General features: G+C 67.0%; 20 protein-coding genes. 12 read left to right on the top strand and 8 right to left on the bottom strand.

The genetic code is table 11. The annotated features are described in order from the left end of the window. Positions 1-22 precede the first annotated feature (22 nt). From siaD to siaA, 4 genes are read right to left on the bottom strand one after another with little or no spacing between them, the layout of a single operon-like run. Complete coding sequence (gene siaD, locus AC1Q6E_RS20960) at positions 23-811, bottom strand: biofilm regulation diguanylate cyclase SiaD (RefSeq protein WP_152795840.1); 789 nt, start codon at positions 809-811, stop codon at positions 23-25. A gap of 11 nt (positions 812-822) precedes the next feature. After that, positions 823-1,200: a biofilm regulation phosphoprotein SiaC gene (siaC, locus tag AC1Q6E_RS20955; RefSeq protein WP_152795838.1), complete on the bottom strand. Its 378-nt coding sequence runs from the start codon at positions 1,198-1,200 to the stop codon at positions 823-825. An 18-nt stretch (positions 1,201-1,218) separates the two neighbouring features. Beyond that, positions 1,219-1,761 (bottom strand): biofilm regulation protein kinase SiaB, encoded by a 543-nt coding sequence (gene siaB / locus AC1Q6E_RS20950; protein WP_152797732.1) that lies wholly within the window; start codon positions 1,759-1,761, stop codon positions 1,219-1,221. Then, positions 1,761-3,767 (bottom strand): biofilm regulation protein phosphatase SiaA, encoded by a 2,007-nt coding sequence (gene siaA / locus AC1Q6E_RS20945; protein WP_152795836.1) that lies wholly within the window; start codon positions 3,765-3,767, stop codon positions 1,761-1,763. The genes siaB and siaA overlap by 1 nt, the downstream gene beginning before the upstream one ends. A gap of 239 nt (positions 3,768-4,006) precedes the next feature. Here siaA and AC1Q6E_RS20940 point away from each other — a divergent pair, with 239 nt between their 5' ends. Then, positions 4,007-4,276: a DUF1488 family protein gene (locus AC1Q6E_RS20940; protein ID WP_152795835.1), complete on the top strand. Its 270-nt coding sequence runs from the start codon at positions 4,007-4,009 to the stop codon at positions 4,274-4,276. Between the two features lie 32 nt (positions 4,277-4,308). Here AC1Q6E_RS20940 and AC1Q6E_RS20935 read toward each other — a convergent pair whose 3' ends face one another. Continuing rightward, positions 4,309-5,226: a DMT family transporter gene (locus AC1Q6E_RS20935; RefSeq protein ID WP_152795833.1), complete on the bottom strand. Its 918-nt coding sequence runs from the start codon at positions 5,224-5,226 to the stop codon at positions 4,309-4,311. Between the two features lie 316 nt (positions 5,227-5,542). On the opposite strand from AC1Q6E_RS20935, the gene scpB reads away from it, so the two are divergent. From scpB to AC1Q6E_RS20890, 9 genes are all read left to right on the top strand, one after another. Further along, positions 5,543-6,499 (top strand): SMC-Scp complex subunit ScpB, encoded by a 957-nt coding sequence (gene scpB / locus AC1Q6E_RS20930; RefSeq protein ID WP_492573453.1) that lies wholly within the window; start codon positions 5,543-5,545, stop codon positions 6,497-6,499. 101 nt (positions 6,500-6,600) lie between these two features. Then, positions 6,601-8,292 carry a 23S rRNA pseudouridine(2605) synthase RluB gene (gene rluB / locus AC1Q6E_RS20925; protein ID WP_492573452.1) on the top strand — a complete coding sequence of 564 codons (1,692 nt, stop codon included), beginning with the start codon at positions 6,601-6,603 and terminating at the stop codon, positions 8,290-8,292. A 473-nt stretch (positions 8,293-8,765) separates the two neighbouring features. Further along, complete coding sequence (gene rimP, locus AC1Q6E_RS20920) at positions 8,766-9,275, top strand: ribosome maturation factor RimP (protein ID WP_152795828.1); 510 nt, start codon at positions 8,766-8,768, stop codon at positions 9,273-9,275. Beyond that, positions 9,272-10,750: a transcription termination factor NusA gene (nusA, locus tag AC1Q6E_RS20915; RefSeq protein ID WP_152795826.1), complete on the top strand. Its 1,479-nt coding sequence runs from the start codon at positions 9,272-9,274 to the stop codon at positions 10,748-10,750. Before rimP ends, nusA begins: the two co-directional genes overlap by 4 nt. Before the next feature lie 44 nt (positions 10,751-10,794). Next, a complete protein-coding gene (gene infB / locus AC1Q6E_RS20910; protein WP_152795824.1) occupies positions 10,795-13,710 on the top strand; it encodes a translation initiation factor IF-2 in 2,916 nt (971 codons plus the stop codon). An 18-nt stretch (positions 13,711-13,728) separates the two neighbouring features. Beyond that, a complete protein-coding gene (rbfA, locus tag AC1Q6E_RS20905; RefSeq protein ID WP_152795822.1) occupies positions 13,729-14,193 on the top strand; it encodes a 30S ribosome-binding factor RbfA in 465 nt (154 codons plus the stop codon). Between the two features lie 32 nt (positions 14,194-14,225). Next, positions 14,226-15,164 (top strand): tRNA pseudouridine(55) synthase TruB, encoded by a 939-nt coding sequence (gene truB, locus AC1Q6E_RS20900; protein ID WP_152795820.1) that lies wholly within the window; start codon positions 14,226-14,228, stop codon positions 15,162-15,164. Beyond that, positions 15,161-16,981, top strand: a complete 1,821-nt coding sequence (gene typA, locus AC1Q6E_RS20895) for a translational GTPase TypA (RefSeq protein WP_152795818.1) — start codon at positions 15,161-15,163, stop codon at positions 16,979-16,981. The genes truB and typA overlap by 4 nt, the downstream gene beginning before the upstream one ends. 191 nt (positions 16,982-17,172) lie before the next feature. Beyond that, positions 17,173-18,873, top strand: coding sequence for a methyl-accepting chemotaxis protein (locus AC1Q6E_RS20890; protein WP_492573451.1), 1,701 nt, complete (start codon positions 17,173-17,175; stop codon positions 18,871-18,873). On the opposite strand, the gene AC1Q6E_RS20885 is transcribed toward AC1Q6E_RS20890, so the two are convergent. The 3 genes from AC1Q6E_RS20885 to AC1Q6E_RS20875 form a co-directional block, all read right to left on the bottom strand. Continuing rightward, positions 18,870-19,397, bottom strand: a complete 528-nt coding sequence (locus AC1Q6E_RS20885; RefSeq protein ID WP_152795814.1) for a GNAT family N-acetyltransferase — start codon at positions 19,395-19,397, stop codon at positions 18,870-18,872. The two genes, AC1Q6E_RS20890 and AC1Q6E_RS20885, sit on opposite strands and share 4 nt — an antisense overlap. Next, a complete protein-coding gene (locus AC1Q6E_RS20880; RefSeq protein WP_492573450.1) occupies positions 19,394-20,875 on the bottom strand; it encodes an NAD-dependent succinate-semialdehyde dehydrogenase in 1,482 nt (493 codons plus the stop codon). The genes AC1Q6E_RS20885 and AC1Q6E_RS20880 overlap by 4 nt, the downstream gene beginning before the upstream one ends. 69 nt (positions 20,876-20,944) lie before the next feature. After that, complete coding sequence (locus tag AC1Q6E_RS20875) at positions 20,945-21,547, bottom strand: DUF2242 domain-containing protein (protein ID WP_492573449.1); 603 nt, start codon at positions 21,545-21,547, stop codon at positions 20,945-20,947. A 242-nt stretch (positions 21,548-21,789) separates the two neighbouring features. Here AC1Q6E_RS20875 and AC1Q6E_RS20870 point away from each other — a divergent pair, with 242 nt between their 5' ends. Next, positions 21,790-22,983, top strand: coding sequence for a urate hydroxylase PuuD (locus AC1Q6E_RS20870; RefSeq protein WP_152795808.1), 1,194 nt, complete (start codon positions 21,790-21,792; stop codon positions 22,981-22,983). A gap of 69 nt (positions 22,984-23,052) precedes the next feature. After that, the gene (locus AC1Q6E_RS20865; protein WP_152795806.1) at positions 23,053-23,466 is read left to right on the top strand and encodes a PaaI family thioesterase; all 414 of its coding nucleotides are present in this window, start codon (positions 23,053-23,055) and stop codon (positions 23,464-23,466) included. Positions 23,467-23,480 lie beyond the last annotated feature (14 nt).

Raw genomic sequence — 23,480 nt, 5'->3', positions numbered from 1 at the left:
CCGCAGGCGGTCGCGCGGGGCTTCAGGCCTCGGACAGCATGATGCAGTCGCGGCCCCGGCGCTTGGCCTCGAGCAGGGCTGCGTCCGCGCGTTCGACGGCATCGGAGTAGTGTTCGCCGTGGCGGTAGGCGCTGATGCCCACGCTGGCGCTGATGGATTGGCCGGCTTGCGGCTCGCCGGCCTGTTCGCGGATGCTCTTGCACACCCGCTGTGCGAGGGCATGGGCCGACACCAGGGTCGTTCCGGGCATGATCAGCATGAACTCTTCCCCGCCCCAGCGTCCGCACAGGTCGTATTCGCGCAGGGAGCTCTGCAGGATGCGGCCGACTTCGATCAGGGCGCGGTCGCCGGCGGCATGCCCCAGCGTGTCGTTGATGCGCTTGAAATGGTCGATGTCCAGCATGGCGATCGTATACGGCAGGCCCGAGCGCGAGGCGCGCTCGCTTTCTTCCTTCAGCCGGTGCATCAGGTGCCGGCGGTTGGCCAGGCCGGTCAGCACATCGCGGTTGGAGGCATCGCTCAGCGCGACGTTCAGGTCCTGCATCATGCGCTGGTAGTGGTCCGAGATGCGGGCCAGCTTCTCCAGCTTGCGCAATTGCTTCTGGAAACGTTCGTCCAGGTCGTTCTCGCGCTCCTTGGACAGGGACTGATAGCCGTCGGAGATATGGGTGACCCGGTCCAGGCGGGTCGTCTGGTCGAGGAGGGCGCGCCAGACTTCGTCCAGGGCCTCGCGCAGCGGGTGGTCCCGATACTCCGGTTGGGCCAGCAACTGCTCGATGCGCCGGCCGAGGTCCTCGATGTCGCGTTTCATGGTCGTGCAGCTCAGTCGTGGGCGACGATGGCGAAAGGAAAGCTGCAGTCTTCCTTGAATTCCTCCGCCAGTTCGGCCACGCGTTCGTTTCGCCTATCGTAATGCCAGTTGACCGAGACCGGGTGGCCCTCGGCATGGGCGTCGTCCAGCAGGTCGAACACGTCCATGATCGCGCGGACGCTGCTGGTGTTCAGGTAGAGCAGGTGCAGTTCCAGCGACAACGGGCGTTTGCCGTCGGCCAGGAAGTGCTCGACCCAGTCGATGACCTGGTTGAAGAGGTCGAAGGAGTTTTCCGGGTAGGAGTCGCCGGTCATGGTCAGGATGCCGGCGTTCCAGTCGCCGGAAATGGCGGGGGTGGACTGGCTGCCTGTAATGGAGAGGTTGCTCATGATGCTGGTACTCGTTTGCTAGATGACGGCGCTCAGGCTGAAGAACGCCCGGCCGGCGTCGATTTCCCGCAGCGAGGCGCGGAGCGGCTCGCTGGCCTTGCGGGCGATGTCGATCAGGCCCAGGCCCGAGCCGCTGCTGACGCCCGCCTCGCGCGGCTTGCGCAATTGTTCCTTGTAGCCGGCCTTGAGCTGGGCCTTGTCCTGGTGGGCCAGGATGTTGATCCGTTCGAGCAGCGAGTGGCCGTCGGCGATTTCGACCACATTCCCGGCCGACACGACATGGCGGCCATCTTCCTTGTTGGCGACGATGACCGTGGCCGTGGCTTCGTGCTCGGCATAGCCCTGGGCGCTGGCATAGTGCCGGATATTCTGCGTCATTTCGATGTATGCGCCGAATACATCCATGGCCGCCGAGGGTTGCACCTGCTCCGCCTGCAGGTAGTTGCGCAGCGCATTGCCGATTTCCTCGATCAGGCTGCGCGAAATGGGGCCGTTGAAACACAGCATGATGCGGTCGCGGGTGAAGCTTTCGCGCATGGCGAAAAGGTCGGTCGAATCCATCATGACTCCGCGTTAAGGTTGGCCTGTTCGAATTTGAATGACATGACGGTGATATCGTCGCGCTGCGGTTGGCGGCCCTGGTAGTCTACCAACGCCTGGGTGACGGCGCGGGCCTGCTGGTCCAGCGGCAGCCCGGCCACCGATTGCAGCAGGTCGACCAGGCGGCGATTCCCGAAGCTGAAGCCATGCTCTCCCCCGGATTGGTCCAGCAGGCCATCGGTGACGAGGTAGAACGTGCGGTCGGCCAGGGGTAGCGTGACATTGGCGTATTCGCCGACGCGCTTTTCACCCAAGGCGCGGCGGGCGCCCTTGTATTCCTCGACGGCGGTGCCGCTGCTGGCATAGAGTGTCATTTTCGCGCCGGCGAAGCGCAACTGTCCAGCTTGCCGGTCGACGTAGACCAGGGCCGCGTCCATGTTGGTCGCCAGCGCGCGCGGCAGTTCGGCGTCGCTCAGCATGGCCCGCATGGCCGCGTCCGTGCGGGTCAGGATGGCGGCCGGATCGCCCGGCCCGGCCTCGGCGATGGCGTGGTCGATGGCGGCGCGGGCCAGCATGGTCATGAGCGCGCCCGCGACGCCGTGGCCGGCGCAATCGACCACGCCCAGCAGGCAGTTGTCGCCGTCGGCCCGGAATACGTAGAAGTCGCCGCCCACCACGTCGCGTGGTTTCCACAACACAAAATGGTGCCGCCCGAGAGATTGCACCAACTGGCGGTCGGGCAGGATCGCCCGCTGGATCAGGCTGGCGTAGTCGATGGAATCGTCGATGGTCTTGTGGGTGGCGGCCATGCGCTGGTTGGCTTCTTCCAGTGCCTGGGTGCGCTCGCGTACCCGCTGCTCCAGTTCCGCGGTGTGCGAGCGGACTTTTTCGGCCATGACGCCGAAGGCCCGGCTCAGTTCGCCGATCTCGTCGCTGCCGCCCACGGGCAGGGTGACGTCGTAGCGGCCGGCCGATATCGCCTGGGCCGTATGCTGCAGCCGCCGCAGGGGAGCCAGCATCAGCCGGTCGACCGCGTAGCCGAAGCCCAGGAGCAGCAGGAACAGGACGGCGGCCAGCGCCAGCAGGGCCGGCACCAGCCACTGGTAGTTGACGATGCGTGTGATGCCCAGGTCCACCGACGTCATGACGTACCACCGCAGTTCGGGCAGGTAGACCAGCGCGACGGCCGATTTCGCGCCATTGAGCGTGGCGAACAGTGGGATGGCATCGCCGGGCCTGGCCAGGGCGTCGGCCATGGCCTGCCGCAGCTGGGCGCGCTCGGCGTCCCGGGGCACGAGTCCCTGGACCGTGCGCTGGGCGGTTTCCTCGGGAGTCATGGATTTGTAGGCGATGCGCGTGGGGTCGGGGTGGACCTGGATGTTGCCCTGGCGGTCGAAGATGATGGAGGTGACGCCGGGCTCCAGGCCTTCCATGAAGCCCTTGAGGAAGGTGGTCAGGTCCAGGCCCGTGCCTATCATGCCCAGGCGCTCCCCGCCGTCGCGCACCTGTACGTTGAACCAGAACTTGGTCAAGCCCAGGACGGGGTTGACGTCGATCTGCAGGTCATAGGGCGCGCTGTCCTGCATGGTGGAGAAGAACCAGGCGTCCTTGGGGTCCGAACGTTTCAGTGTGTAGCGCGGTGTTTCGACCGTGGGGCCCCTGTCGTCGTTGTAATAGTACGAAGGCGTGCCGTCGATGACGAAATAGGAATGGTCGCGGAAGTCGCGCTGGTAGCCTTGGGCTTCCCGGAAGAAGCGGCGGCGTTTTTCGGGATCCGTCGGGTCGCGCATCCAGTCCAGGGTCAGCGTCGAACTGGCCATGCGCTGGGCCAGCGCCAGTTCGCGCATGACGGGGGCCAGCAGTTTCTGTTCGCTCAGCAGGGTGTGATTGCGGGCGTAGGCGACGCCGAAATATTCCCTGACGGCGTTGATGCCCTGCCAGGCCAGCAGCGCCGCCGGCACCAGTGCCACGGCGCAGGCGAACAGCAGGGCCAGCAGCGATTTACCCCTCAGACCCAGCATGGCCATGCGGATTTCCTTGACAAGCGCGAGATGCCGATGCGGCAAAGCCGCGATTGTGCCGGGCGCGCGCGGTACATGCAATGAAACGTTGCGCCGGCGCAAGCCGGGCAAGGGTGAGGCTTACGCATCGTGTTTCCAGCGTGGAGTGGACGCAGGCGGCCATTGGGCCTAGAGTCAGGGATCGCGATGCGCGAAGCGGCCGTCGCCAGGGACGGCCGCTGGTTCAGACTATCGGAGACAGGCTTATGACCACGGAGCTTGCCAGGGAAGTCCGGCCCGCCGTGCTGGACGGCGCCGTTCGTTTCACCGCCCGGTTCGAGGGCCGCAAATCCCAGGAGTTCGAAATTTCAGCCGATGTGCTGTGCGAGCATTTCGGCGCTCTGGACATGTCCGCCGATGCCTTGCTGGCCGCGTTCCACCGGGGCCGGCACGAGATCCTGACCGCGGCGGCGGAAACGGCTGGCACGCCCACCAGTGGAATCGTCCAGCTCGGGACCGGCGACTTCCGCGCATAGCCGCGCGCCGGCCAGGCGCCGGCGCTTCCCTGTCATGGCGATGGCCGTGCCGCGGCGCGCCGTCGAGCGGTGGTCGCCAGCGCGATGCCGGTCGCGATCAGGCCGATGCCGGCCAGGTGGAAGAGGTGGATCCGCTCGTCCAGGAAGGCGACCGCGAGCAGCGTGCCGAACACCGGCATCAGGTGGATGAAGAGGCTCGCGGGGCCCGCGCCGATCAGTTCCACGCCGCGGTTGTAGAAGAAGTTGGCGACGATGCCGGGCAGCAGGATCACGTAGGCGATGGCCAGCACGGCCGGCAGGCCGGCCTCGATGCGCGTGCCTTGTGCGTAGTCGTACAGGTAAAGCGGCAGCAGCATCAACGTGCCCATCAGGAACGTGGCGGTCAGGAGACTGAGCGGATGGATGGCGGGGCGCCGGGTCAGGAGGGTGGTGTACATGCCCCAGACCGCGACCGCGGCGACGATCCACGCGTCCCCGGGATTGAGCGCGAGTGCGAGGAGGTCTTGCGGGCGGCCGCGGGTGGCGATGGCGGCGATGCCCGCCAGGGATATCGCCACGCCGGCGATCTGCGGCAGCGACGCGCGCTGGCCCAGCAGCAGGAACGAGAACAGCAGCGTCACCATCGGGATGGCGGACTGCATCAGCAGGGCGTTGACCGCGGTCGTCTGCCTCAGTCCGATGTAGATCAGCGTGTTGAAGCCGGCGATGCCCAGCAGCGACAGCAGGAGCAGTATCGGCACGTGCCGCCGGATGACCGGCAGGTCGGCTCGCCAATGCCGGCGCGCCAGCAGCAGCAGGATCAGCGTGCCGCCGGCCCAGCGCCAGAAGGCGAGCGCGATGGGCGGGACGGTGCCGCCGGCCGCGCGCCCCACGATGAAATTGCCCGACCAGAGCAGCACGGTGGTGACGAGAAGAAAGTAGGCGGAGTTCCAGAGTCGGGAGGCAGGCATGGAGGCAATGAAAGAGGTGCCCTGATTGATGGCGAGGGGGAGGTTTGTCCGGGAGGCTTGTGACAAGCGCGTGCAGACGCTACACTAAGAACCGCTGCAGGGGCTTGCGCCCGCGCCGACAAGGCGCGGCCCGGTCTTGCCGGTGGTCACGAACCCGGCACCCAAAACGCTCCCGCATCATCACAGGCCGGTTCAGCATAACGTAGAACTCCGCCAGCTCGCCCGGAAGGTCGAGCCGGTCGTCCAGGCCGCATGCTCTAAGAATCAGAACCCGTATTGGGAACCATACGGATTACGCCCGTTTGATCACACGCTCATGAACACCAGCGAGGCAAGGCTCGTGCTGGAGACTGCGCTCTTGTGCGCGCAGGAACCGTTGCAATTGTCGGAACTGCGCAAGCTGTTCGCCGACGAAGTCGGCAACGATACGATACGCGGCCTGTTGCAGGACATTCACCAGTCATGGGCCGAGCGCGGTATCGAACTCGTCGCGCTGGCCAGCGGTTGGCGCTTCCAGAGCCGGTCCGCCATGCGGCCCTACCTGGAGCGGCTCAACCCCGAGCGGCCGCCGAAGTATTCGCGCGCCGTCATGGAAACGCTGGCCATCGTGGCCTACAGGCAGCCCGTCACGCGCGGCGACATCGAGGAAATCCGTGGAGTGACGGTGTCCTCGCAGGTCGTCAAGACCCTCGAGGACCGCGGCTGGATCGAGGTGATCGGCCATCGCGACGCGCCCGGTCGCCCGGCGCTGTTCGGCACGACGCGTCATTTTCTGGATGACCTGGGGCTGAAGGCGCTGGACGAATTGCCGCCGCTGGAGTCCGCCGAGTCCGTGGCCGCGTTGAGCGGGCTGGACGGGTCCGGGGATCTGTCCCTGGCGGTGGAAGGGGGCGGACAGGATATCCCGGACGAGGGCGAGGCGGCCAATGACGAGGCGGCCGCCGATGTCCTTGAGGCCGCTGCCGAGCTCGGCGGCATCGAGGGCGTGGCCGTTGTGGAAGAAGTGGCCATCGCAGAAGAAGTGGCCACCGCAGAAGAAATGGCCGTCGTTGAAGAAGCGGCCGTCGCCGGAGGCGTGGCCGCCGGGGAAGGTGGCCTCCATGGCGCCGGGGTGGATGAAGTCCCGGCCGAAACCCAGGCCGCCGAGGCGGTTGCCTACGAGCCCGAAGGCCGCCTGGAAACCGATATGCAAGTGCCCGACGCCGAGCCGGCGCCGAGCGTCGAGGACGATGAGTCCTCGGTTACGAAGACAAGCAACCAAGACCATACATGAACGAAACTACGCACGATATGCCCCCCGCCGAGAGCGTGGAGGCGTCCGCTCCGTTGGAGGCAGGTGCGCCCGCGCAGGAAAAGGCCCGGGGCCGGCGGAATTTGCGTACGCCTTTCCGTCGTCGCCGTCCGGCAGATGAAGCAGCGCCGGAGGCAGGCGCCCCGGCCGAGGCGCCCGCCGCCGAAGGCGGGCAGGCGTCCCTGTTCCCCGACGAAGCCAGGCCGCAGCGCCGCAAGCCGCGTGAAGCGAAGAATCCCCAGGATGCCAAGGACGCCAAGGGCGCCCGGGGTGCCAAGACTGCAAAGCCGCCGCAGCAGCGGCGCGCGGGCCAGAAGCGCCGCGAGGTGGGCGTCCAGGCCGATGCCGAAAGCGCCGGGCTGGATCTGCCTGAACTGAGTCCCGAGGAACTGCGCGCGGCCGAGAAAGAGGCCGACCAGGCGCTGTCTTACCTCGACAAGGCTCCCGATCTCAAGCGCCGCCTGGGCAAGTACCTGTCCAGCGAGGCCGTGATGCCCAAGCTGCACAAGGTGCTGGCCGACGCCGGCATCGGGTCGCGTCGGGAAATGGAAGAACTCATCGTCGCCGGCCGCGTATCGGTCAACGGCGAGCCGGCCCACATCGGCCAACGCGTGGCGGCCAATGACCAGGTGCGCGTGAACGGGAAGCTGGTCCAGCGCCGGCATACCTCGCGTCCGCCGCGGGTCGTGCTGTATCACAAGCCGGCGGGCGAGATCGTCACCCAGGATGACCCGGAGGGGCGCGCCACGGTGTTTTCGCGGTTGCCCAAGATCAAGAACGGTAAATGGCTATCCATCGGCCGCCTGGATCTGAACACCGAGGGCCTGCTGATCTTCACGACGTCCGGCGATCTTGCCAACCGCCTGATGCATCCCCGCTACGGGCAGGAGCGCGAATACGCGGTGCGCGTGCTGGGCGAGATGACCGAGGACCAGCGCAGGGTGCTGGTCGAGGGCGTCCAGCTGGATGACGGCATGGCTGCTTTCGGCACCCTGGACTACCTGGGGGGGGATGGCAGCAATCGCTGGTATCGCGTCACGTTGCAGGAAGGCCGCAACCGCGAAGTGCGGCGCATGTTCGAATCGCAGGGCGTGGTGGTGAGCCGGCTGTTGCGCACCCGCTTCGGCGACATTTCCCTGCCGCGCAACCTGCGCCGCGGGCGCTGGGAGGAACTCGATTCCGCGCTGGTGACCGCGTTGCAGGTCCAATTGGGCCTGGTGCGCGCGGATGACGAAGAAGATGGGCGCCGGGGACGGCGCAGCACGCAGCCCGCCTCGCACGAGGCCGCGCTGCCGCCGGGTTTCGGCACGCTGGAGCAGAACGGCATGCATGGCGCCCGAGTCGGCCGCAAGGGCCGTATCCAGGGTGGCAAGTCCGCCGCGCCGGGGGTGGGGCAGAGTTTTCCCTCCGATCCGTATGGTACGGGCCAGAGCTTCGCGGGAGGTTTGCCCAACGGGCATCCGCACAGGGCCGCCGAGCGTGCCGGCGCTCCCGAGCGAAAGCGCGGCAAGAAAAGCCCGGGGCAAGGCCAGGGCCCGGGTCAGGGCCGTCCGGCTGGTGGCCGGCCCGAGGGCCGCAAGGCCGAGGCGGGGGCGGCTGCTGGTGGCCGTGCCCAGCGGGGCCGGCCGGCCAAGGGCGGCAATGGCGCCAAGGCGGGCAAGGGGCCTGGTCGCGGTACCGGCGAGGATCGCCAGCCCCGCGGCGCCTCGGCCCATGAGTCCCACCTGGGGTTCCTGGGAGGGGCGAACGGACGGGCCCGCCGGGGTCGCGGATAAACCGGTCCGCGAGGCGCGGTGAGCGCTGGCTTGAAAAGAAGGCCGATTTGGCTTAACATCTACAGGCTAGGCACCGCGTTTAGGGTTCAGTGCGCGAACAGGGCACTTTTCGAACCGGTTTCATCCACCTTGCGCGATGGGGCCGTTTCCGGCGTTCAGATGGACGCGCGGAGTGGCCGGTGTGTATGGCGGGAGGGTTTTCCGGTTGAAAGGCGGCTTTCGGCATCCGTGCCCAAAGGCTGGTTTCCCGGTCGAGTCCTCCGACAACAGAACAGGCGGTCGTTCGGATCTTGCGGCGCGTAAGCGCGCGGTCGGAGCGATGTCGCAAAATGGGCTGGGCCGTGCAGCCCATTTTTTTTTGGTTTTCCGGTTTGTGTTCGTCGGATCCTGGCCCGAGGCCGGGCGATGGGCCACGGCCGATACACGGCGGCATGCCAGGCATGCCGTTCACGAACGAGGGCGCATAACGAGGCATGGCAGATCTTTTTCAGCTTACCGAACAATCCCTGGCGGGCCTGGGGGTTGAACTGGTCGACGTGGAACGCGCCGGGCAGGGGCTGCTGCGTGTCACGATAGATCGCGAAGGCGGTGTGCGCATCGAGGACTGCGAAGCGGTTTCCCGGCAGTTGTCGCGTGTCTACGAAGTCGAGAACATCGACTATTCGCGCCTGGAAGTCGGGTCTCCGGGTACCGACAGGCCGCTGCGGACCGCCAGGGACTTCACCCGGTTCGCTGGCGAGCGCGCACAGATCAAGCTGCGCCTGCCGTTCGAAGGACGCAAGGTTTTCTCCGGCACGCTGGTCGTTCCGGAAGCCGATCCGGCCGCACAGGCGGATGGGGTCGACAAGGGCGCCGAACCCGAGACGTTCGGCATCGAATTCGAAGCAAAGGAAGGGGATATCCAGGTATTGCGGTTCACGCTTGACGAGGTCGAGCGGGCAAAGCTGGATCCGGTTCTGAATTTCAGGGGCAAAAAGCGATGAGCCGCGAGATTCTGTTGTTGGTGGACGCGCTGGCGCGCGAGAAGAACGTCACGCGCGACGTGGTGTTCGGTGCTCTCGAAAGCGCGCTGGCCTCCGCCATGAAGAAGCTCTACAAAGAGGATGTCGACATTCGTGTCGCGATCGACCGCGAGACGGGCGACCACGAGGCGTTCCGCCGTTGGCTGGTCGTGCCCGACGAGGCCGGCCTGCAGATGCCCGACCAGCAGACGCTGCTGTCGGAAGCGCGCGAGGTCGTGCCCAATATCGAACTGGACGACTATGTCGAGGAGCCGCTCGAGCCGATCGAGTTCGGCCGTATCGGCGCCCAGGCCGCCAAGCAGGTCATCCTGCAGAAGATCCGCGACGCCGAGCGCGAACAGTTGCTGAGCGATTTCCTGGAGCGTGGCGAATCCATCGTGTCCGGCACGATCAAGCGCATGGACAAGGGCGACGCCATCATCGAGATCGGCAAGGTCGAGGCACGCCTGCCGCGTTCGGAAATGATCCCGAAGGAAAACCTGCGCGTGGGCGACCGCGTGCGCGCCTACCTGAAGGGTATCGATCGCCAGGCCCGCGGCCAGCAGATCATCCTGTCGCGCGCCACGCCGCTGTTCATCGCCCAGCTGTTCGAGAACGAAGTACCCGAGATCGAGCAGGGCCTGCTCGAACTCAAGGGCGCGGCCCGGGATCCGGGCGTGCGCGCCAAGATCGCCGTGATCGCCCACGACCGCCGCATCGACCCGATCGGCACCTGCGTCGGCATGCGCGGCTCGCGCGTGCAGGCGGTGCGCAACGAGCTGGGCGGCGAGCAGGTCGATATCGTGCTATGGTCCGAGGATCCCGCGCAGTTCGTGATCGGTGCGCTGGCGCCGGCCAACGTCCAGTCCATCGTGGTCGACGAAGACCGCCATGCCATGGATGTGGTGGTCGACGAGGACAACCTGGCGATCGCCATCGGCCGCAGCGGCCAGAACGTGCGCCTGGCGTCCGAGCTGACCGGCTGGCAGATCAACATCATGACGCCGGACGAAAGCCAGGCCAAGCAGGAGCAGGAGCACAGTTCCCTGCGGGAAACCTTCATGACCAAGCTGGACGTCGACCAGGAAGTGGCCGACATCCTGATCGAGGAAGGCTTCACGGGCCTGGAAGAAATCGCCTACGTGCCGATCCAGGAACTGCTGGAGATCGAAGCCTTCGACGAGGACACGATCAACGAGCTGCGCAATCGTGCCCGCAACGCCTTGCTGACCGAGGCCATTGCGCAGGAAGAGCGGGTCGAGACGGCGCAGGATCTGATGAGTCTGGAAGGCGTGACGCCCGAGCTGGCCGCCAAGCTGGCTGAGGGTCAGGTGCTCACGCGCGACGACCTGGCAGACCTGTCCGTCGACGAACTGATCGAGTTGACCGGCATCGATGAAGAACAGGCCAAGCAGCTCATCGTCCGTGCGCGCGCGCACTGGTTCGAGCAGGCTTGAGTTTGCCCATACCGTCGATCAGCCACACAGGGGAAGAGAAACGAATGTCGAGTAACACTGTCGCCCAGTTCGCAACCGAGCTGAAATTGCCCGCCAACGTACTGCTGGAGCAGCTGCGCGCCGCGGGAGTAAGCATCAAGTCGGTCGACGATACCGTCACCGAAAGCGACAAGGCACAACTGCTCGAATCGTTGCGCCGTGCCCATGGTGCCTCCGAGGACCGCAAGAAGATCACGGTCACCCGCAAGCAGACCTCCGAGATCAAGCAGGCCGACGCCACCGGCAAGGCCCGCACGATCCAGGTCGAGGTGCGCAAGAAGCGCGTCTTCATCAAGCGCGATGCCGGCGACGGCGCCGAGCTGGAAGCCGGCCAGGCTCGCCCCGAGGACGACGTGCGCGTCGGCCAGGTGGAAACCGAGGCCCAGGAAGCCGAACGTCTCGAACGCGAGCAGCAGGAGGCGCAGGCGCGCGAGCGCGCCGAAGCCGAGGAACGCGAACGCCGCGAGGCCGAGGCGCGCCTGCGTGAGGCCGAAGAACAAGCCCGTCTGGCCGCCGAACGCGCGGCCAGGGAGGCCGAGGAAGCCGCGGCTGAAGCCGAGAAAGCCAAGCGTGCCGCCGTCGAGGCGGCCGCTGCCCAATCTACCCACCCTGCCGTGCCCGAGGGAGGGGCTGCAGTGAGCGATGTCGTAGCGAACCAGGCTGCGTCGAGCGCCGAGACGGCGCGAGTCAAGGCCGAAGAAGCCCGCAAGAAGGCGGATGAAATGCGCAAGGCCGATGCCAAGGCCGCGGAGGCGCGCGACAAGGCGCGCCGCGCCGCCGAGGCCGAGGCCGCCGCGCTGCGCGAGATGCTGAGCCGTCCGCGCAACAAGGTCCTCCATGCCCCGCAACCGGCGCCCGCGCCGGCTGCCGCCCCGACGGCGCCGATCGCCGGCACGTTGCACAAACCGGCCGCCAAGGCCGCCGGGCAGGACAACAAGGCTGCCGCCGCGCCGGCAGCCAAGAAGGACGACAACAAGGCCGCGCCGGGCAAGAAGGTCCTGAAGGCCGGGGCAGTCGCTTCGACCTGGTCCGACGACGCCTCGCGCAAGAAGGGCCTGAAGACCCGCGGCGATGCGACCGCCGGCGCAAGCCGCGATGGCTGGCGCGGCGGTGGCCGTGGTGGCCGGAACCGGCATCAGGACCAGAAGGCGCAGCAGGTGGTCGAGAACATCGTGCGCGAAGTGCACGTGCCCGAGACCATTTCGGTCGCGGATCTGGCCCACAAGATGGCGGTCAAGGCGGCCGAGGCCATCAAGGTCCTCATGAAGATGGGCCAGATGGTCACCATCAACCAGGTGCTGGACCAGGAAACGGCGATGATCGTGGTCGAGGAACTCGGCCATACCGCGATCGCGGCCAAGCTGGACGATCCCGAGGCCTTCCTCGACCAGGCGCCGACCACCGACGCCGTGGAAATGCCGCGTGCGCCGGTCGTGACCGTCATGGGCCACGTCGACCACGGCAAGACCTCGCTGCTGGACTACATCCGCCGCGCCAAGGTCGCCTCGGGCGAAGCGGGCGGGATCACGCAGCATATCGGTGCCTACCACGTGGAAACCGAGCGCGGCGTGGTGACCTTCCTGGATACCCCGGGCCACGAAGCGTTCACGGCCATGCGGGCGCGTGGCGCCCAGGCCACGGATATCGTGATCCTGGTGGTGGCGGCCGATGACGGCGTCATGCCCCAGACCAAGGAAGCGATCCACCATGCCAAGGCGGCAGGCGTGCCCATCGTGGTGGCGATCAACAAGATCGACAAGCCCGAGAGCAATCCCGACCGCGTCAAGCAGGAACTGGTGGCCGAGGAAGTCGTGCCGGAAGAGTACGGCGGCGATTCGCCCTTCGTGCCCGTGTCGGCCAAGACCGGCGCCGGCATCGATGAACTGCTCGAACAGGTGCTGCTGCAGGCCGAAGTCCTGGAGTTGAAGGCGCCGGTCGATGCGCCGGCCAAGGGCCTGGTCATCGAAGCCAAGCTGGACAAGGGCCGCGGCCCGGTCGCGACCATCCTGGTCCAGAGCGGTACGCTCAAGCGCGGCGACGCCGTGCTTGCCGGCGCGAGCTTTGGCCGGGTGCGCGCGATGCTGGACGAAGTGGGCAAGCCGATCGCCGAGGCCGGTCCGTCGATTCCGGTCGAGATCCAGGGCCTGACCGAGGTCCCGGCCGCGGGCGACGAACTGATGGTGCTGAGCGACGAGCGCAAGGCGCGTGAGATCGCCCTGTTCCGCCAGGGCAAGTTCCGCGACGTCAAGCTGGCCCGCCAGCAGGCCGCGAAGCTGGAGTCGCTGTTCGACAACATGGGCGAAGGCGTGCAGACGCTGGCGCTCATCGTCAAGACCGACGTCCAGGGTTCGCAGGAAGCACTGGTCCAGGCCTTGACCAAGCTGTCCACCGACGAAGTGCGCGTGCAGGTCGTGCACGCGGCGGTCGGCGGCGTGTCGGAAAGCGACATCAACCTGGCCATCGCCTCGAAGGCGGTCGTCATCGGCTTCAACGTGCGGGCCGATGCCAGCGCCAAGAAGCTGGCCGAGAACAACGGCATCGACGTGCGCTACTACAACATCATCTACGACGCCGTGGATGACGTGAAATCGGCCATGTCGGGCATGCTGGCGCCCGAAAAGCGCGAAGAGGTCATCGGCCTGGTCGAGATCCGCGAGGTCTACAACGTGTCCCGCATCGGCAACATCGCGGGTTGCATGGTGCTCGATGGCGTGGTCCGCCGCAATTCGCAGGTCCGCCTGCTGCGCAACAACGTGGTCCAGTGGACGGGCGAGGTCGATTCGCTGCGCCGCTTCAAGGACGACGTGCGCGAGGTCAAGTCCGGCTTCGATTGCGGCATCACGCTGCGCAACAACAACGACATCGAGATCGGCGACCAGCTCGAGGTGTTCGAGGTGAAGGAAGTGGCGCGTACCCTGTAAAGGGGTACGTGCGGGCAGATGAGTCGTCACAGGCAGAAGAAGCTACCCGGCGGCCGCACCTTGCGGCTCGCCGACCAGATCCAGAAGGATCTGGCCGAAATGATCCAGCGCGAGGTCGATGTGGCCCGCGCGGGGCTGGTCACGCTCACGGGCGTGGACCTGACGCCCGACTACGCCCATGCCAAGGTGTATTTCACCGTCATGGGCGCGGAGCCGTCCGCGGCGGAAACCGCGCTGAACGAAAAAGCGGGCTGGCTGCATTCGCTGTTGTTCAAGCGCCTGCATATCCATACCGTTCCCACGCTGCATTTCTTCCACGACCGCCAGATGTCGCGTGGCATGGAAATGAACCGGCTGATCGCCCAGGCCAACACACCGGGCGTCCTGGCCGACGAACTGGCCGAATCCGGCCAGGCTGGCCAGGACGCGCGCGAGAGCATCGCGCCGGCAGAGCCGTCCGCCCCTGACGACGACCGCGCGTAAGCCGCGCCGCGTCCTTTTTTCCGACGATTGCGATGGCTTCCCGACGCGGGCGTGCGCTGGATGGTGTGTTGTTGCTGGACAAACCCGAGGGCTTGTCCAGCAACCATGCCTTGCAGCGCGCGCGCCGCATCCTGGATGCGCGCAAGGCGGGGCATACCGGGACGCTGGATCCTTTCGCGACCGGTTTGATGGTGTTGTGCTTCGGCGAGGCGACCAAGTTCTCCGGCGGGATGTTCGACGCCGACAAGAGTTACACCGCGACGCTGTCGCTGGGCGAGGAAACGGACAGCGGCGATCGCACGGGCATCCCGGTGGGGTTTCCCGGCCAGGATCCCGCGGTGGCCGTGGACGAGGCGCGGATGCTCGACGTGCTGTCACGCTTCGTCGGCAGGATTTCGCAGGTGCCGCCCATGCATTCGGCGCTCAAGCGCGATGGCAAGCCCTTGTACGAGTATGCGCGCGAGGGCATCGAACTGGAGCGGGAGCCGAGGCAGGTCACGATCCACGGACTGCGGTTGCTGTCGCTGTCCGGGCGGTCGGCAACGATAGACGTCGCGTGCAGCAAAGGCACCTACGTCCGCACGCTGGCGCAGGACGTCGGCCGGGCGCTGGGTTGCGGCGCGCACCTGACGGCGCTGCGGCGCACGAGCACCGCGGGGTTCGATCTTGCCCAGGCGTGGACGCTGGAACGGCTGGAGACGCAGGCCGATCCGGTCGGCGCGCTGTTGCCGATGGAATCGCTGCTGGCCGACCTGCCGGTCGTGCGGCTGGACGCCGCGGCGGCCCAGCGCTTCATGCAGGGACGCAAGGAAAGAATGGCCGCCGGCGATACAACCGGCACGGTGGCCGCCGAGACAGGTGCAGGCAAGGTCCGGGTTGCCGGGCCGGACGGTGGATTTCTGGGAACGGCTCGCTGCGAGGACGGCTGGCTGCAGCCCGACAGATTGATTTCATTCAAGGAAACGACATGACACGCGCATTGCGCAACGTGGCGATCATCGCGCACGTGGACCATGGCAAGACGACCCTGGTGGACCAGCTGCTGCGGCAGGCCGGCACCTTCCGCGACAACGAGCAGGTGGCCGAGCGGGTCATGGACTCGAACGACATTGAAAAGGAACGTGGCATCACGATCCTGGCCAAGAACTGCGCGGTCGAGTACGAGGGCACGCACATCAACATCGTGGACACCCCGGGGCACGCCGACTTCGGCGGCGAAGTCGAACGGGTGCTGTCCATGGTGGACGGCGTGCTGCTGCTGGTCGACGCGGTCGAGGGCCCGATGCCCCAGACCCGCTTCGTGACCCGCAAGGCGCTGGCCCAGGGCCTGAAGCCCATCGTGGTGATCAACAAGATCGACCGTCCGGGCGCCCGCCCCGACTGGGTGATCAACCAGACCTTCGATCTGTTCGACAAGCTCGGCGCGAGCGAGGAACAGCTCGACTTCCCGGTCGTCTACGCCTCGGGCCTGAACGGCTACGCGGGCCTGACCGAAGAGGTGCGCAGCGGCGACATGAAGCCGCTGTTCGACGTGATCCTGGACAAGGTGCCGGTGCGCAACGACGATGCCGACGGTCCCTTGCAACTGCAGATCGTGTCGCTGGACTATTCCAGCTACGTGGGCAAGATCGGCGTGGGCCGCATCACCCGCGGCCGGGTGCGTCCGTTGCAGGACGTGGTGATCAAGTTCGGCCCCGAGAGCAACCCCATCAAGGGGCGCGTCAACCAGGTCCTGAAGTTCCGCGGCCTGGAGCGCGAGGTCGTTCCCGAAGCGCAGGCCGGCGATATCGTCCTGATCAACGGTATCGATGAACTGGGTATCGGCTGCACGGTGTGCGCGCCGGATGCGCCCGAAGCCCTGCCCATGATCAAGGTCGATGAACCGACCCTGACCATGAATTTCTGCGTGAATACCTCGCCGCTGGCCGGTCGCGAAGGCAAGTTCGTGACCAGCCGCCAACTGCGCGACCGCCTGGACCGCGAGCTCAAGTCCAATGTGGCGCTGCGTGTGCGCGAGACGGGCGACGACACGATTTTCGAGGTGTCGGGACGCGGCGAACTGCACCTGACCATCCTGCTCGAGAATATGCGCCGGGAGGGCTATGAGCTGGCGGTATCGCGCCCGCGCGTGGTCTTCAAGGAGATCGACGGCGCCAGGTGCGAACCGTTCGAGTTGTTGACGGTGGATGTCGAGGACGGCCACCAGGGTTCCGTGATGGAGGAGCTGGGGCGCCGCAAGGGCGAGCTGCTGGACATGGCGTCGGACGGCAAGGGCCGTACGCGCCTGGAGTACCGTATCCCGGCTCGGGGCCTGATCGGTTTCCAGGGCGAGTTCATGACGCTGACACGCGGTGTCGGGTTGATCAGCCACGTGTTCGATGAATACGCCCCGGTGCGCGACGGCACCCTGGGCGAGCGGCACAACGGCGTGCTGATCAGCCAGGAAGATGGCGATGCCGTGGCCTACGCCCTGTGGAAGCTGCAGGACCGCGGCCGCATGTTCGTCTCGCCCGGCGAGGCGCTGTACGAGGGCATGATCATCGGCATCCACAGCCGCGACAACGATCTGGTGGTCAACCCGATCAAGGGCAAGCAGCTCACCAACGTCCGCGCCTCGGGTACGGACGAAGCCGTGCGACTGGTCCCGCCCATCCAGCTCACGCTGGAGTACGCGGTGGAGTTCATCGCCGATGACGAGCTGGTCGAGATCACGCCCAAGAACATCCGGCTGCGCAAGCTGCACCTGAAAGAGCACGACCGCAAGCGAGCCAGCCGCGACGCCGCCTGAGGGCGATGGCACGCAGGGTGAAAAGGGGGGCGAAAGCCCCCCTTTTTTCATGCTTGCCGGCTGGCCGGTCCCGCGTTCCACCATACAGATCCCGCCTGGGATGCCGTTAATGGCGTGAGTGAGCTTTCGTCGCAGCGCCGGTGCGCCATGCCCCGGCGGGGGGCGTGCAAGGGGATCGAATGAGCGCGGTAATGCAAGATACGAGTGGTTTCTCCGGCGGCGAGACACGTCCTGTCCCGGTGGCCTTGACGGCCCGGTCGTCGCTGAAGGGCAGGCTGACGGCCCTGGTGGCCCTGGCGGTGCTGCTGCTGCTGGCGGTCCAGGCTTGGTCCGTCTACAGCGAGCGGCAATTGCTGCTCGATGCCAAGAAAGCGGAGATACTGGCCGTCGCCCAGGGCGCCTGGGGCATCGCCAGCCACTACCACGAACAACAACAGAAGGGGCAGTTGACCCAGCAGCAGGCCCAGGAGGCCGCCAAGGCGGCCCTGCAGGGCTTCCGTTATGGAGGGGATAACGGCAAGGCCGAGTACATCTTCGTGACCGACGAGCAGGGCCTGATCGTGATGAACGGGGGCAATCCCTCGCTGGCTGGCTCCAACGCGATCACCCGTTCGGGCGACAAGCGGGATCCCGGCCTGGTCATGCAGGAGCGCCTGAGCGCCATGCGCGAGGGCGGCGGGCAAAGCACCATGCGCATTCTGTTCGCCCGGCCCGGCCAGACGGAACCGGTGCCCAAGCTGAACATCTACAAGCATTTCCAGCCCTGGAACTGGGTGATCGGCACCGGCGTGTACATCGATGACCTGGACGCGGTCATCTCGCGCCAGCTCGTCACCGGCATCGCGACGGCGCTCGTGCTGGCCGTGGTCCTGCTGCTGGCCAGCGGCCTCATCGCCCGCGGCGTCATTCGCCAGATCGGCGGCGACCCGCGCGCGGTGCTCGACATCATGCGGCGCGCCGCCGGCGGCGATCTCAGCCAGAGGCTGCCGGCCGCCGAGCCGGGCAGCCTGCTGGACGGTTTCGCCAGGATGTCGGAGTCGGTGCGCAACCTGATCGCCCGGGTCCGCGAGGAAGCGGCCACCATGAAACGCGATGCCCATCGCATCGCCGAGTCGGTGAATCAGGTCTCCAGCGCGGCGGTCCAGCAGAGCGACGCGACGTCCTCCATGGCCGCGGCGGTCGAGGAACTGACGGTGTCGGTGGCCCATATCTCCGACGCCGCCAGCCAGACCCAGCACAACTCAGAAGGCGTGGCCGAGAAATGCCGCAATGGCGAGACCCGTGTGATGAGCGCCGCCGAAAGCATGAAGCGCATCGCCACCGCGGTGGGCGAGGCGTCGCACAAGATCCGGGGCCTGGAGGAAAGGGCGGTGCAGATCAACTCCATCGCCGCGTCCATCAAGGAAATCGCCGGACAGACCAACCTGCTGGCCCTGAACGCGGCCATCGAGGCCGCCAGGGCGGGGGAGCAGGGCCGCGGGTTCAGCGTAGTGGCGGACGAAGTCCGCAAGCTGGCCGAGCGCACGTCGTCGGCTACCGTCGAGATCGAAGAGATGGTCAATGCCGTCCAGCGCGAGACGGCCGAGTCCACCGTCACGATGGAGCACATCCTGCCCATGGTGGCCGAGGGTACCAGCCTGGCCGACGAGGTGGCGGTGTCGCTGCGCGAGATCAGCAGCAGCGCGGACACCTCGCTCGAACGCGTGCGGGAAGTGGCGCACGCGACCAAGGAGCAATCGGCGGCCAGCACCTCGATCGCCCAGCAGGTGGAGAGCATCGCCCAGATGGTCGAGGAAACCACGGCCGCCATGGGCGAGACGGCACGGTCGGTCGAGGAAATGCGCGAGATGGCCGAGCGGCTGGACCGGATCGTGGGGGCGTTCCGGGTCTAGCGTCCGCGGGCCCCGGCCTGCTCCGCCGCCGATCCCAGCCGTGCCAAGGCATCGCCCGTGACGCGCACGATGCGCCAGTCGGGCAGCACGTCGGCGCCCATGGCCTGGTAGAAATCGATGGCGGGCTGGTTCCAGTCCAGTACGCTCCACTCGAAACGGCCGCAGCGGCGCTCCACCGCCAGGGCGGCCAGGGCGCGCAGCAGGCTCTTGCCCAATCCCCGGCCCCGCTGGCCGGGGTGTACGTAGAGGTCCTCCAGGTACAGGCCCCGGCGGCCGAGGAAGGTGGAGTAGTTGTGGAAGAAGAGGGCGTAGCCCGCCACCGCGCCTGCCGCTTCGGCCACCAGGCATTCGGCGGCCGGAGCCGGGCCGAACAGCGCGTCGCGCAGGTCCTCGTCCCGGGCCAGGAACAGATGGGTGAGGTTTTCGTACTCCGCCAGCCCGCGCATCAAGGCCAGGATGGCGGCGACGTCCTCCGGCCGTGCCGGCCTCACGCCAGCGTGCGTGGATGCGCCTTCCTGGCTCATATTCCTCCCAGGCACACGTACTTCATCTCGAGATAGTCGTCGATGCCGTGGACGGAGCCTTCGCGTCCCAGCCCCGACTGCTTGACGCCGCCGAAGGGAGCGACCTCGTTCGAGATCAGGCCGGTGTTGACGCCGACCATGCCGTATTCCAGCGCCTCGGCCACGCGGAAGATGCGGCCGATGTCGCGGCTGTAGAAGTACGAGGCGAGGCCGAACTCGGTGTCGTTGGCCAGGCGGATGACGTCGGCCTCGTCGCGGAAGCGGACCACGGGGGCAACCGGGCCGAATGTCTCCTCGCGCATGCACAGCATGTCCTCGGAGACGTCGGCCAGCACCGTGGGTTCGTAGAAGCGGCCGCCCAGCGCATGCCGCTTGCCGCCCGCCAGGATCCGGGCGCCCTTGCTCACGGCATCCTGGACGTGCTGATCGACCTTGGCGATGGCGTCGTCGTCGATCAGCGGGCCCTGCGCGACGCCGGCGTCGAAACCGCTGCCCACCTTCAGGCCGCCGCTGCGTTCGGCCAGCTTCCGGACGAAGGCATCGTAGATGCTCTCGTGCACGTAGAAGCGGTTGGTGCAGACGCAGGTCTGGCCGGCGTTGCGGTATTTGGACGCGATCGCGCCGTCGACGGCGGCGTCGAGGTCGGCATCCTCGAAGACGATGAAGGGAGCCAGGCCGCCCAGCTCCAGCGACAGTTTCTTGATGGTGGGGGCGCTCTGCTGCATCAGGATGCGGCCCACCGGCGTGGAGCCGGTGAAGGTGAGCTTGCGCACCACCGGGCTCGCGCACAGCGCCTTGCCGGCGGCGATGGACCGTTCGCTGTCGGCGGTGACGATGTTGAGCACCCCGGCGGGCAGGCCGGCGCGGTGCGCCAGTTCCGCCAGCGCCAGCGCGGACAGCGGCGTCTGTTCGGCGGGCTTGAGCACCATGGTGCAACCGGCGGCCAGCGCCGGGCCGGCCTTGCGGGTGATCATGGCCAGCGGGAAGTTCCACGGCGTGATGGCCGCGCATACGCCTATGGGCTCGCGCAGCACCAGCATCCGCGTGCCCGCGGCCACGGGTGCCAGCGTATCGCCGGCGATGCGCTTGCCCTGCTCGGCGAACCATTCGACGAACGAGGCGGCATAGGCCACTTCGCCCTTGGCTTCGGCCAGCGGCTTGCCTTGCTCCAACGTCATCAGCGCGGCCAGGTCGTCGGCATGGGCCTGTATCAGTTCGAACCAGCGCCGCAGGATGGCGGCCCGGTCCTTGGCCGTGCGGGCCCGCCACGGACCGAAGGCGGCCTGGGCCGCGGCGATGGCTTCCTCGGTCTGGGAGGCGTCCAGGTTGGCGACGCGGGCCAGCGCCGTGCCGTCGGCGGGATTGTCGACCGCGAACGTGGCGCCGTCCCGGGCATCCACCCATGCGCCGCCTAGGTAGGCCTGGTTTCTGAAAAGACGGGAGTCCGCCAGTTGGGGCGGGGCGACAGGGCGATCCATGGACACGTCTCCGGGCGTGGGGCTCCGTTCTGGAGCATCGCGACCATTCTAGCGGATGGGCGTGCGTCCCTAAGGAGCCTTGGTCGGCCCCTCGGGCGCCTTGGGCGAGGGGGGCGTGGCGTCGCCCTGGGCCGCGGGCGAAGCGGACGGCATGTATTGTTCGAGCAGCGCGAAGAAGCGGCTGTAGAAGTCGCCCGAGGCGATCGTCTCGCTGCCGGTCTTGACCATGGAGTCGTCGGACGAGGTGAAGGGCATGGACACCGACCCCAGGAGTCCGACGCCGACGCTGGCCGAGTTGTTGGTCTTCTTCAGCGCGAAGGTCGATTCGACCGCGTTCACGAAGGCGATGGACTGGTTGGTCCCGGTGTGATCGGGTTCGCACACCAGGTGGAAGGTGATTTCCTTGTAGTTGTCGCCGCTCTGGAACTGCTTGTGCCCCTCGAGCGAACGCGCGCCGGCATCGGCCAGCGTGTATCCCTGGCTCAGCAGCGAACGCTTGCCCGCCTCGCACACCCGCTCCGGCGTCTTGGGGTAGGCGCGCGAGTAGGTGTCGGTGCGCGCGAATTCGTTGCGGGTATAGGCCAGCGGATCGTTGGGAGGGGCACAGCCGGCGGCCAGGGCGCCGGCCGCGGCCGCGCATGCGGCGAACCGCCCAAGGCGGGAGACGGACATGATCGCGTACCTCCTGTGCAAGCCTGACGCGCGAAGGCCGCAAGATCCATTCCCAGGGGCCGTGAGGCACCGGCGGGCGATATTGACAAGCGCGGGCGCGTCGGGGGAAGATGCAAACCGTAACAAGCGGGGGCCACCAGGCCCCCGTTGATTGTACGGTCGCCGCGGCGCTTCGCATCTGGCGCGACCCGTCCTGCTCACAGCGCCCGCAGTGGTGAGCATTGGTCTCTGGCGGGAAGGGCATGGAAGCCTACATTCTTGATTGGGCCAATCTGCTGCTGCGTTGGCTGCACATCATCACCGGCATCGCCTGGATCGGATCTTCGTTCTACTTCGTCTGGCTCGACAACAGCCTGACGAAACCGCAGGATCCCGAGCTGATCGAGAAGGGCGTCTCGGGGGAACTCTGGGCCGTGCACGGGGGCGGTTTCTACAACCCGCAGAAGTACCTCGTCGCCCCCAAGCGCTTGCCCGAGCACCTGCATTGGTTCTACTGGGAAAGCTATTCCACCTGGATGTCGGGCTTCGCGCTGCTGGTGGTGCTGTACCTGTTCAACGCCCGGACCTATCTCATCGACCGCAACGTGTTCGACTGGGGACCCGCGGCCGCGGTGGTGGCGGTGCTGTGCTTCCTGGTGGTGGGCTGGCTGGTGTACGACATCATTTGCCGCGTCGCCGGCACCGACGAGCGCGCGGACCGCAAGGTCGGCATCGCGGTGGCGCTGTTCGTGGCCGCGGCCGCCTGGCTGGCCTGTCATCTGTTCGCGGGGCGCGCGGCCTTCCTGATCGTGGGGGCCATGATCGCCACCATCATGAGCGCCAACGTGCTCATGGTCATCATCCCGGGGCAGCGCCAGGTCGTCGCGGCCATGCGCGCGGGCGAGCCGGTCGATCCCATCCATGGCAAGCTGGGCAAGCAGCGCAGCGTGCACAATACCTACTTCACCCTGCCGGTGCTGTTCGCCATGCTGTCGAATCACTACAGCATGGTCTATTCCGCTCCCCGCAACTGGGTGGTGCTGATCGCCCTCATGCTGGCGGGGGCGCTGATCCGCCAGTTCTTCGTGCTGCGGCACAAGGGCATCACCAATCCCTGGTATCCGGCCGCGGGCGTCGCGCTTTTGCTGGCGGTGGCCGTCGCCATCGCGCCGCCCGGCCTGGGCACGGCCGCCGTGCCCGCGGCGCCGCTGGGCGCGCAAGACGTCGAACAGGTCAGGCAGGTGGTGGCGCAGCGATGCGTGATGTGCCATAACGCCCAACTGGCGAACAAGGGCATACAGCTGCAGACGCCCGAGCTGCTGCAGTCGCACGCGCAGATGGTCTATCAGCAGGCCGCCGTGCAGAAGACCATGCCGCTGAACAACGCCACCGGCATGACCGAGGCGGAGCGCACGCTGCTGGCGCGCTGGTTCCTGGCGGGCGCGCCGGTGCATTGACCGCCCGGCGGCTGGTGCCGGCGCCGGGGATAATGGTCCCCCTCATCCGACGCTTATATGGGAACGCGCATGCTTCGCACGACAGTCACCATCGAGAGCCTTTTCGAACGCCAGCGCGGGACGCTGCCCGACACTTTCGGTGTGCGGCCGCTGGCGGTCGCGGAAGGGCGCATGGCCATGGAAATGACCATCGCTCCGTGGATGATGGCGCCCAACGGATTCCTGCACGCCGCCACGCAGGTGATGCTGGCCGATACCTGCGCGGGTTATGCGACCCTTGCGCACCTGCCGGAAGGCGCGAAAGGATTCACCACGCTGGAACTGAAATCGAATTTCCTCGGCACCGCGACCGAGGGCGTCCTGAGCGTCGAGGCCGTGGCCGAGCACCTGGGGCGGACGAGCCAGGTGTGGTCGGCCACGGTTGTCGATGCGAAGGGGCGGCGGCTGTCGCTGTTCCGCTGTTCGCAGATCGTCCTCTGGTGAGCGTCCGGCGGAAG

The sequence above is a fragment of the Pigmentiphaga sp. MLSB6-MA01 genome, from assembly GCF_058793475.1.
The sequence above is the reverse complement of the archived record's forward strand: the minus strand, read 5'-3'. Positions and strand labels throughout refer to the sequence as shown.

Excerpts from the sequence above, each read along its gene's own strand:
- siaD (WP_152795840.1), bottom strand. The coding sequence starts at position 811 with ATGAAACGCGACATCGAGGACCTCGGCCGGCGCATCGAGCAGTTGCTG.
- siaC (WP_152795838.1), bottom strand. The coding sequence starts at position 1,200 with ATGAGCAACCTCTCCATTACAGGCAGCCAGTCCACCCCCGCCATTTCC.
- siaB (WP_152797732.1), bottom strand. The coding sequence starts at position 1,761 with ATGGATTCGACCGACCTTTTCGCCATGCGCGAAAGCTTCACCCGCGAC.
- siaA (WP_152795836.1), bottom strand. The coding sequence starts at position 3,767 with ATGGCCATGCTGGGTCTGAGGGGTAAATCGCTGCTGGCCCTGCTGTTC.
- AC1Q6E_RS20940 (WP_152795835.1), top strand. The coding sequence starts at position 4,007 with ATGACCACGGAGCTTGCCAGGGAAGTCCGGCCCGCCGTGCTGGACGGC.
- AC1Q6E_RS20935 (WP_152795833.1), bottom strand. The coding sequence starts at position 5,226 with ATGCCTGCCTCCCGACTCTGGAACTCCGCCTACTTTCTTCTCGTCACC.
- scpB (WP_492573453.1), top strand. The coding sequence starts at position 5,543 with ATGAACACCAGCGAGGCAAGGCTCGTGCTGGAGACTGCGCTCTTGTGC.
- rimP (WP_152795828.1), top strand. The coding sequence starts at position 8,766 with ATGGCAGATCTTTTTCAGCTTACCGAACAATCCCTGGCGGGCCTGGGG.
- nusA (WP_152795826.1), top strand. The coding sequence starts at position 9,272 with ATGAGCCGCGAGATTCTGTTGTTGGTGGACGCGCTGGCGCGCGAGAAG.
- infB (WP_152795824.1), top strand. The coding sequence starts at position 10,795 with ATGTCGAGTAACACTGTCGCCCAGTTCGCAACCGAGCTGAAATTGCCC.
- rbfA (WP_152795822.1), top strand. The coding sequence starts at position 13,729 with ATGAGTCGTCACAGGCAGAAGAAGCTACCCGGCGGCCGCACCTTGCGG.
- truB (WP_152795820.1), top strand. The coding sequence starts at position 14,226 with ATGGCTTCCCGACGCGGGCGTGCGCTGGATGGTGTGTTGTTGCTGGAC.
- typA (WP_152795818.1), top strand. The coding sequence starts at position 15,161 with ATGACACGCGCATTGCGCAACGTGGCGATCATCGCGCACGTGGACCAT.
- AC1Q6E_RS20890 (WP_492573451.1), top strand. The coding sequence starts at position 17,173 with ATGCAAGATACGAGTGGTTTCTCCGGCGGCGAGACACGTCCTGTCCCG.
- AC1Q6E_RS20885 (WP_152795814.1), bottom strand. The coding sequence starts at position 19,397 with ATGAGCCAGGAAGGCGCATCCACGCACGCTGGCGTGAGGCCGGCACGG.
- AC1Q6E_RS20880 (WP_492573450.1), bottom strand. The coding sequence starts at position 20,875 with ATGGATCGCCCTGTCGCCCCGCCCCAACTGGCGGACTCCCGTCTTTTC.
- AC1Q6E_RS20875 (WP_492573449.1), bottom strand. The coding sequence starts at position 21,547 with ATGTCCGTCTCCCGCCTTGGGCGGTTCGCCGCATGCGCGGCCGCGGCC.
- AC1Q6E_RS20870 (WP_152795808.1), top strand. The coding sequence starts at position 21,790 with ATGGAAGCCTACATTCTTGATTGGGCCAATCTGCTGCTGCGTTGGCTG.
- AC1Q6E_RS20865 (WP_152795806.1), top strand. The coding sequence starts at position 23,053 with ATGCTTCGCACGACAGTCACCATCGAGAGCCTTTTCGAACGCCAGCGC.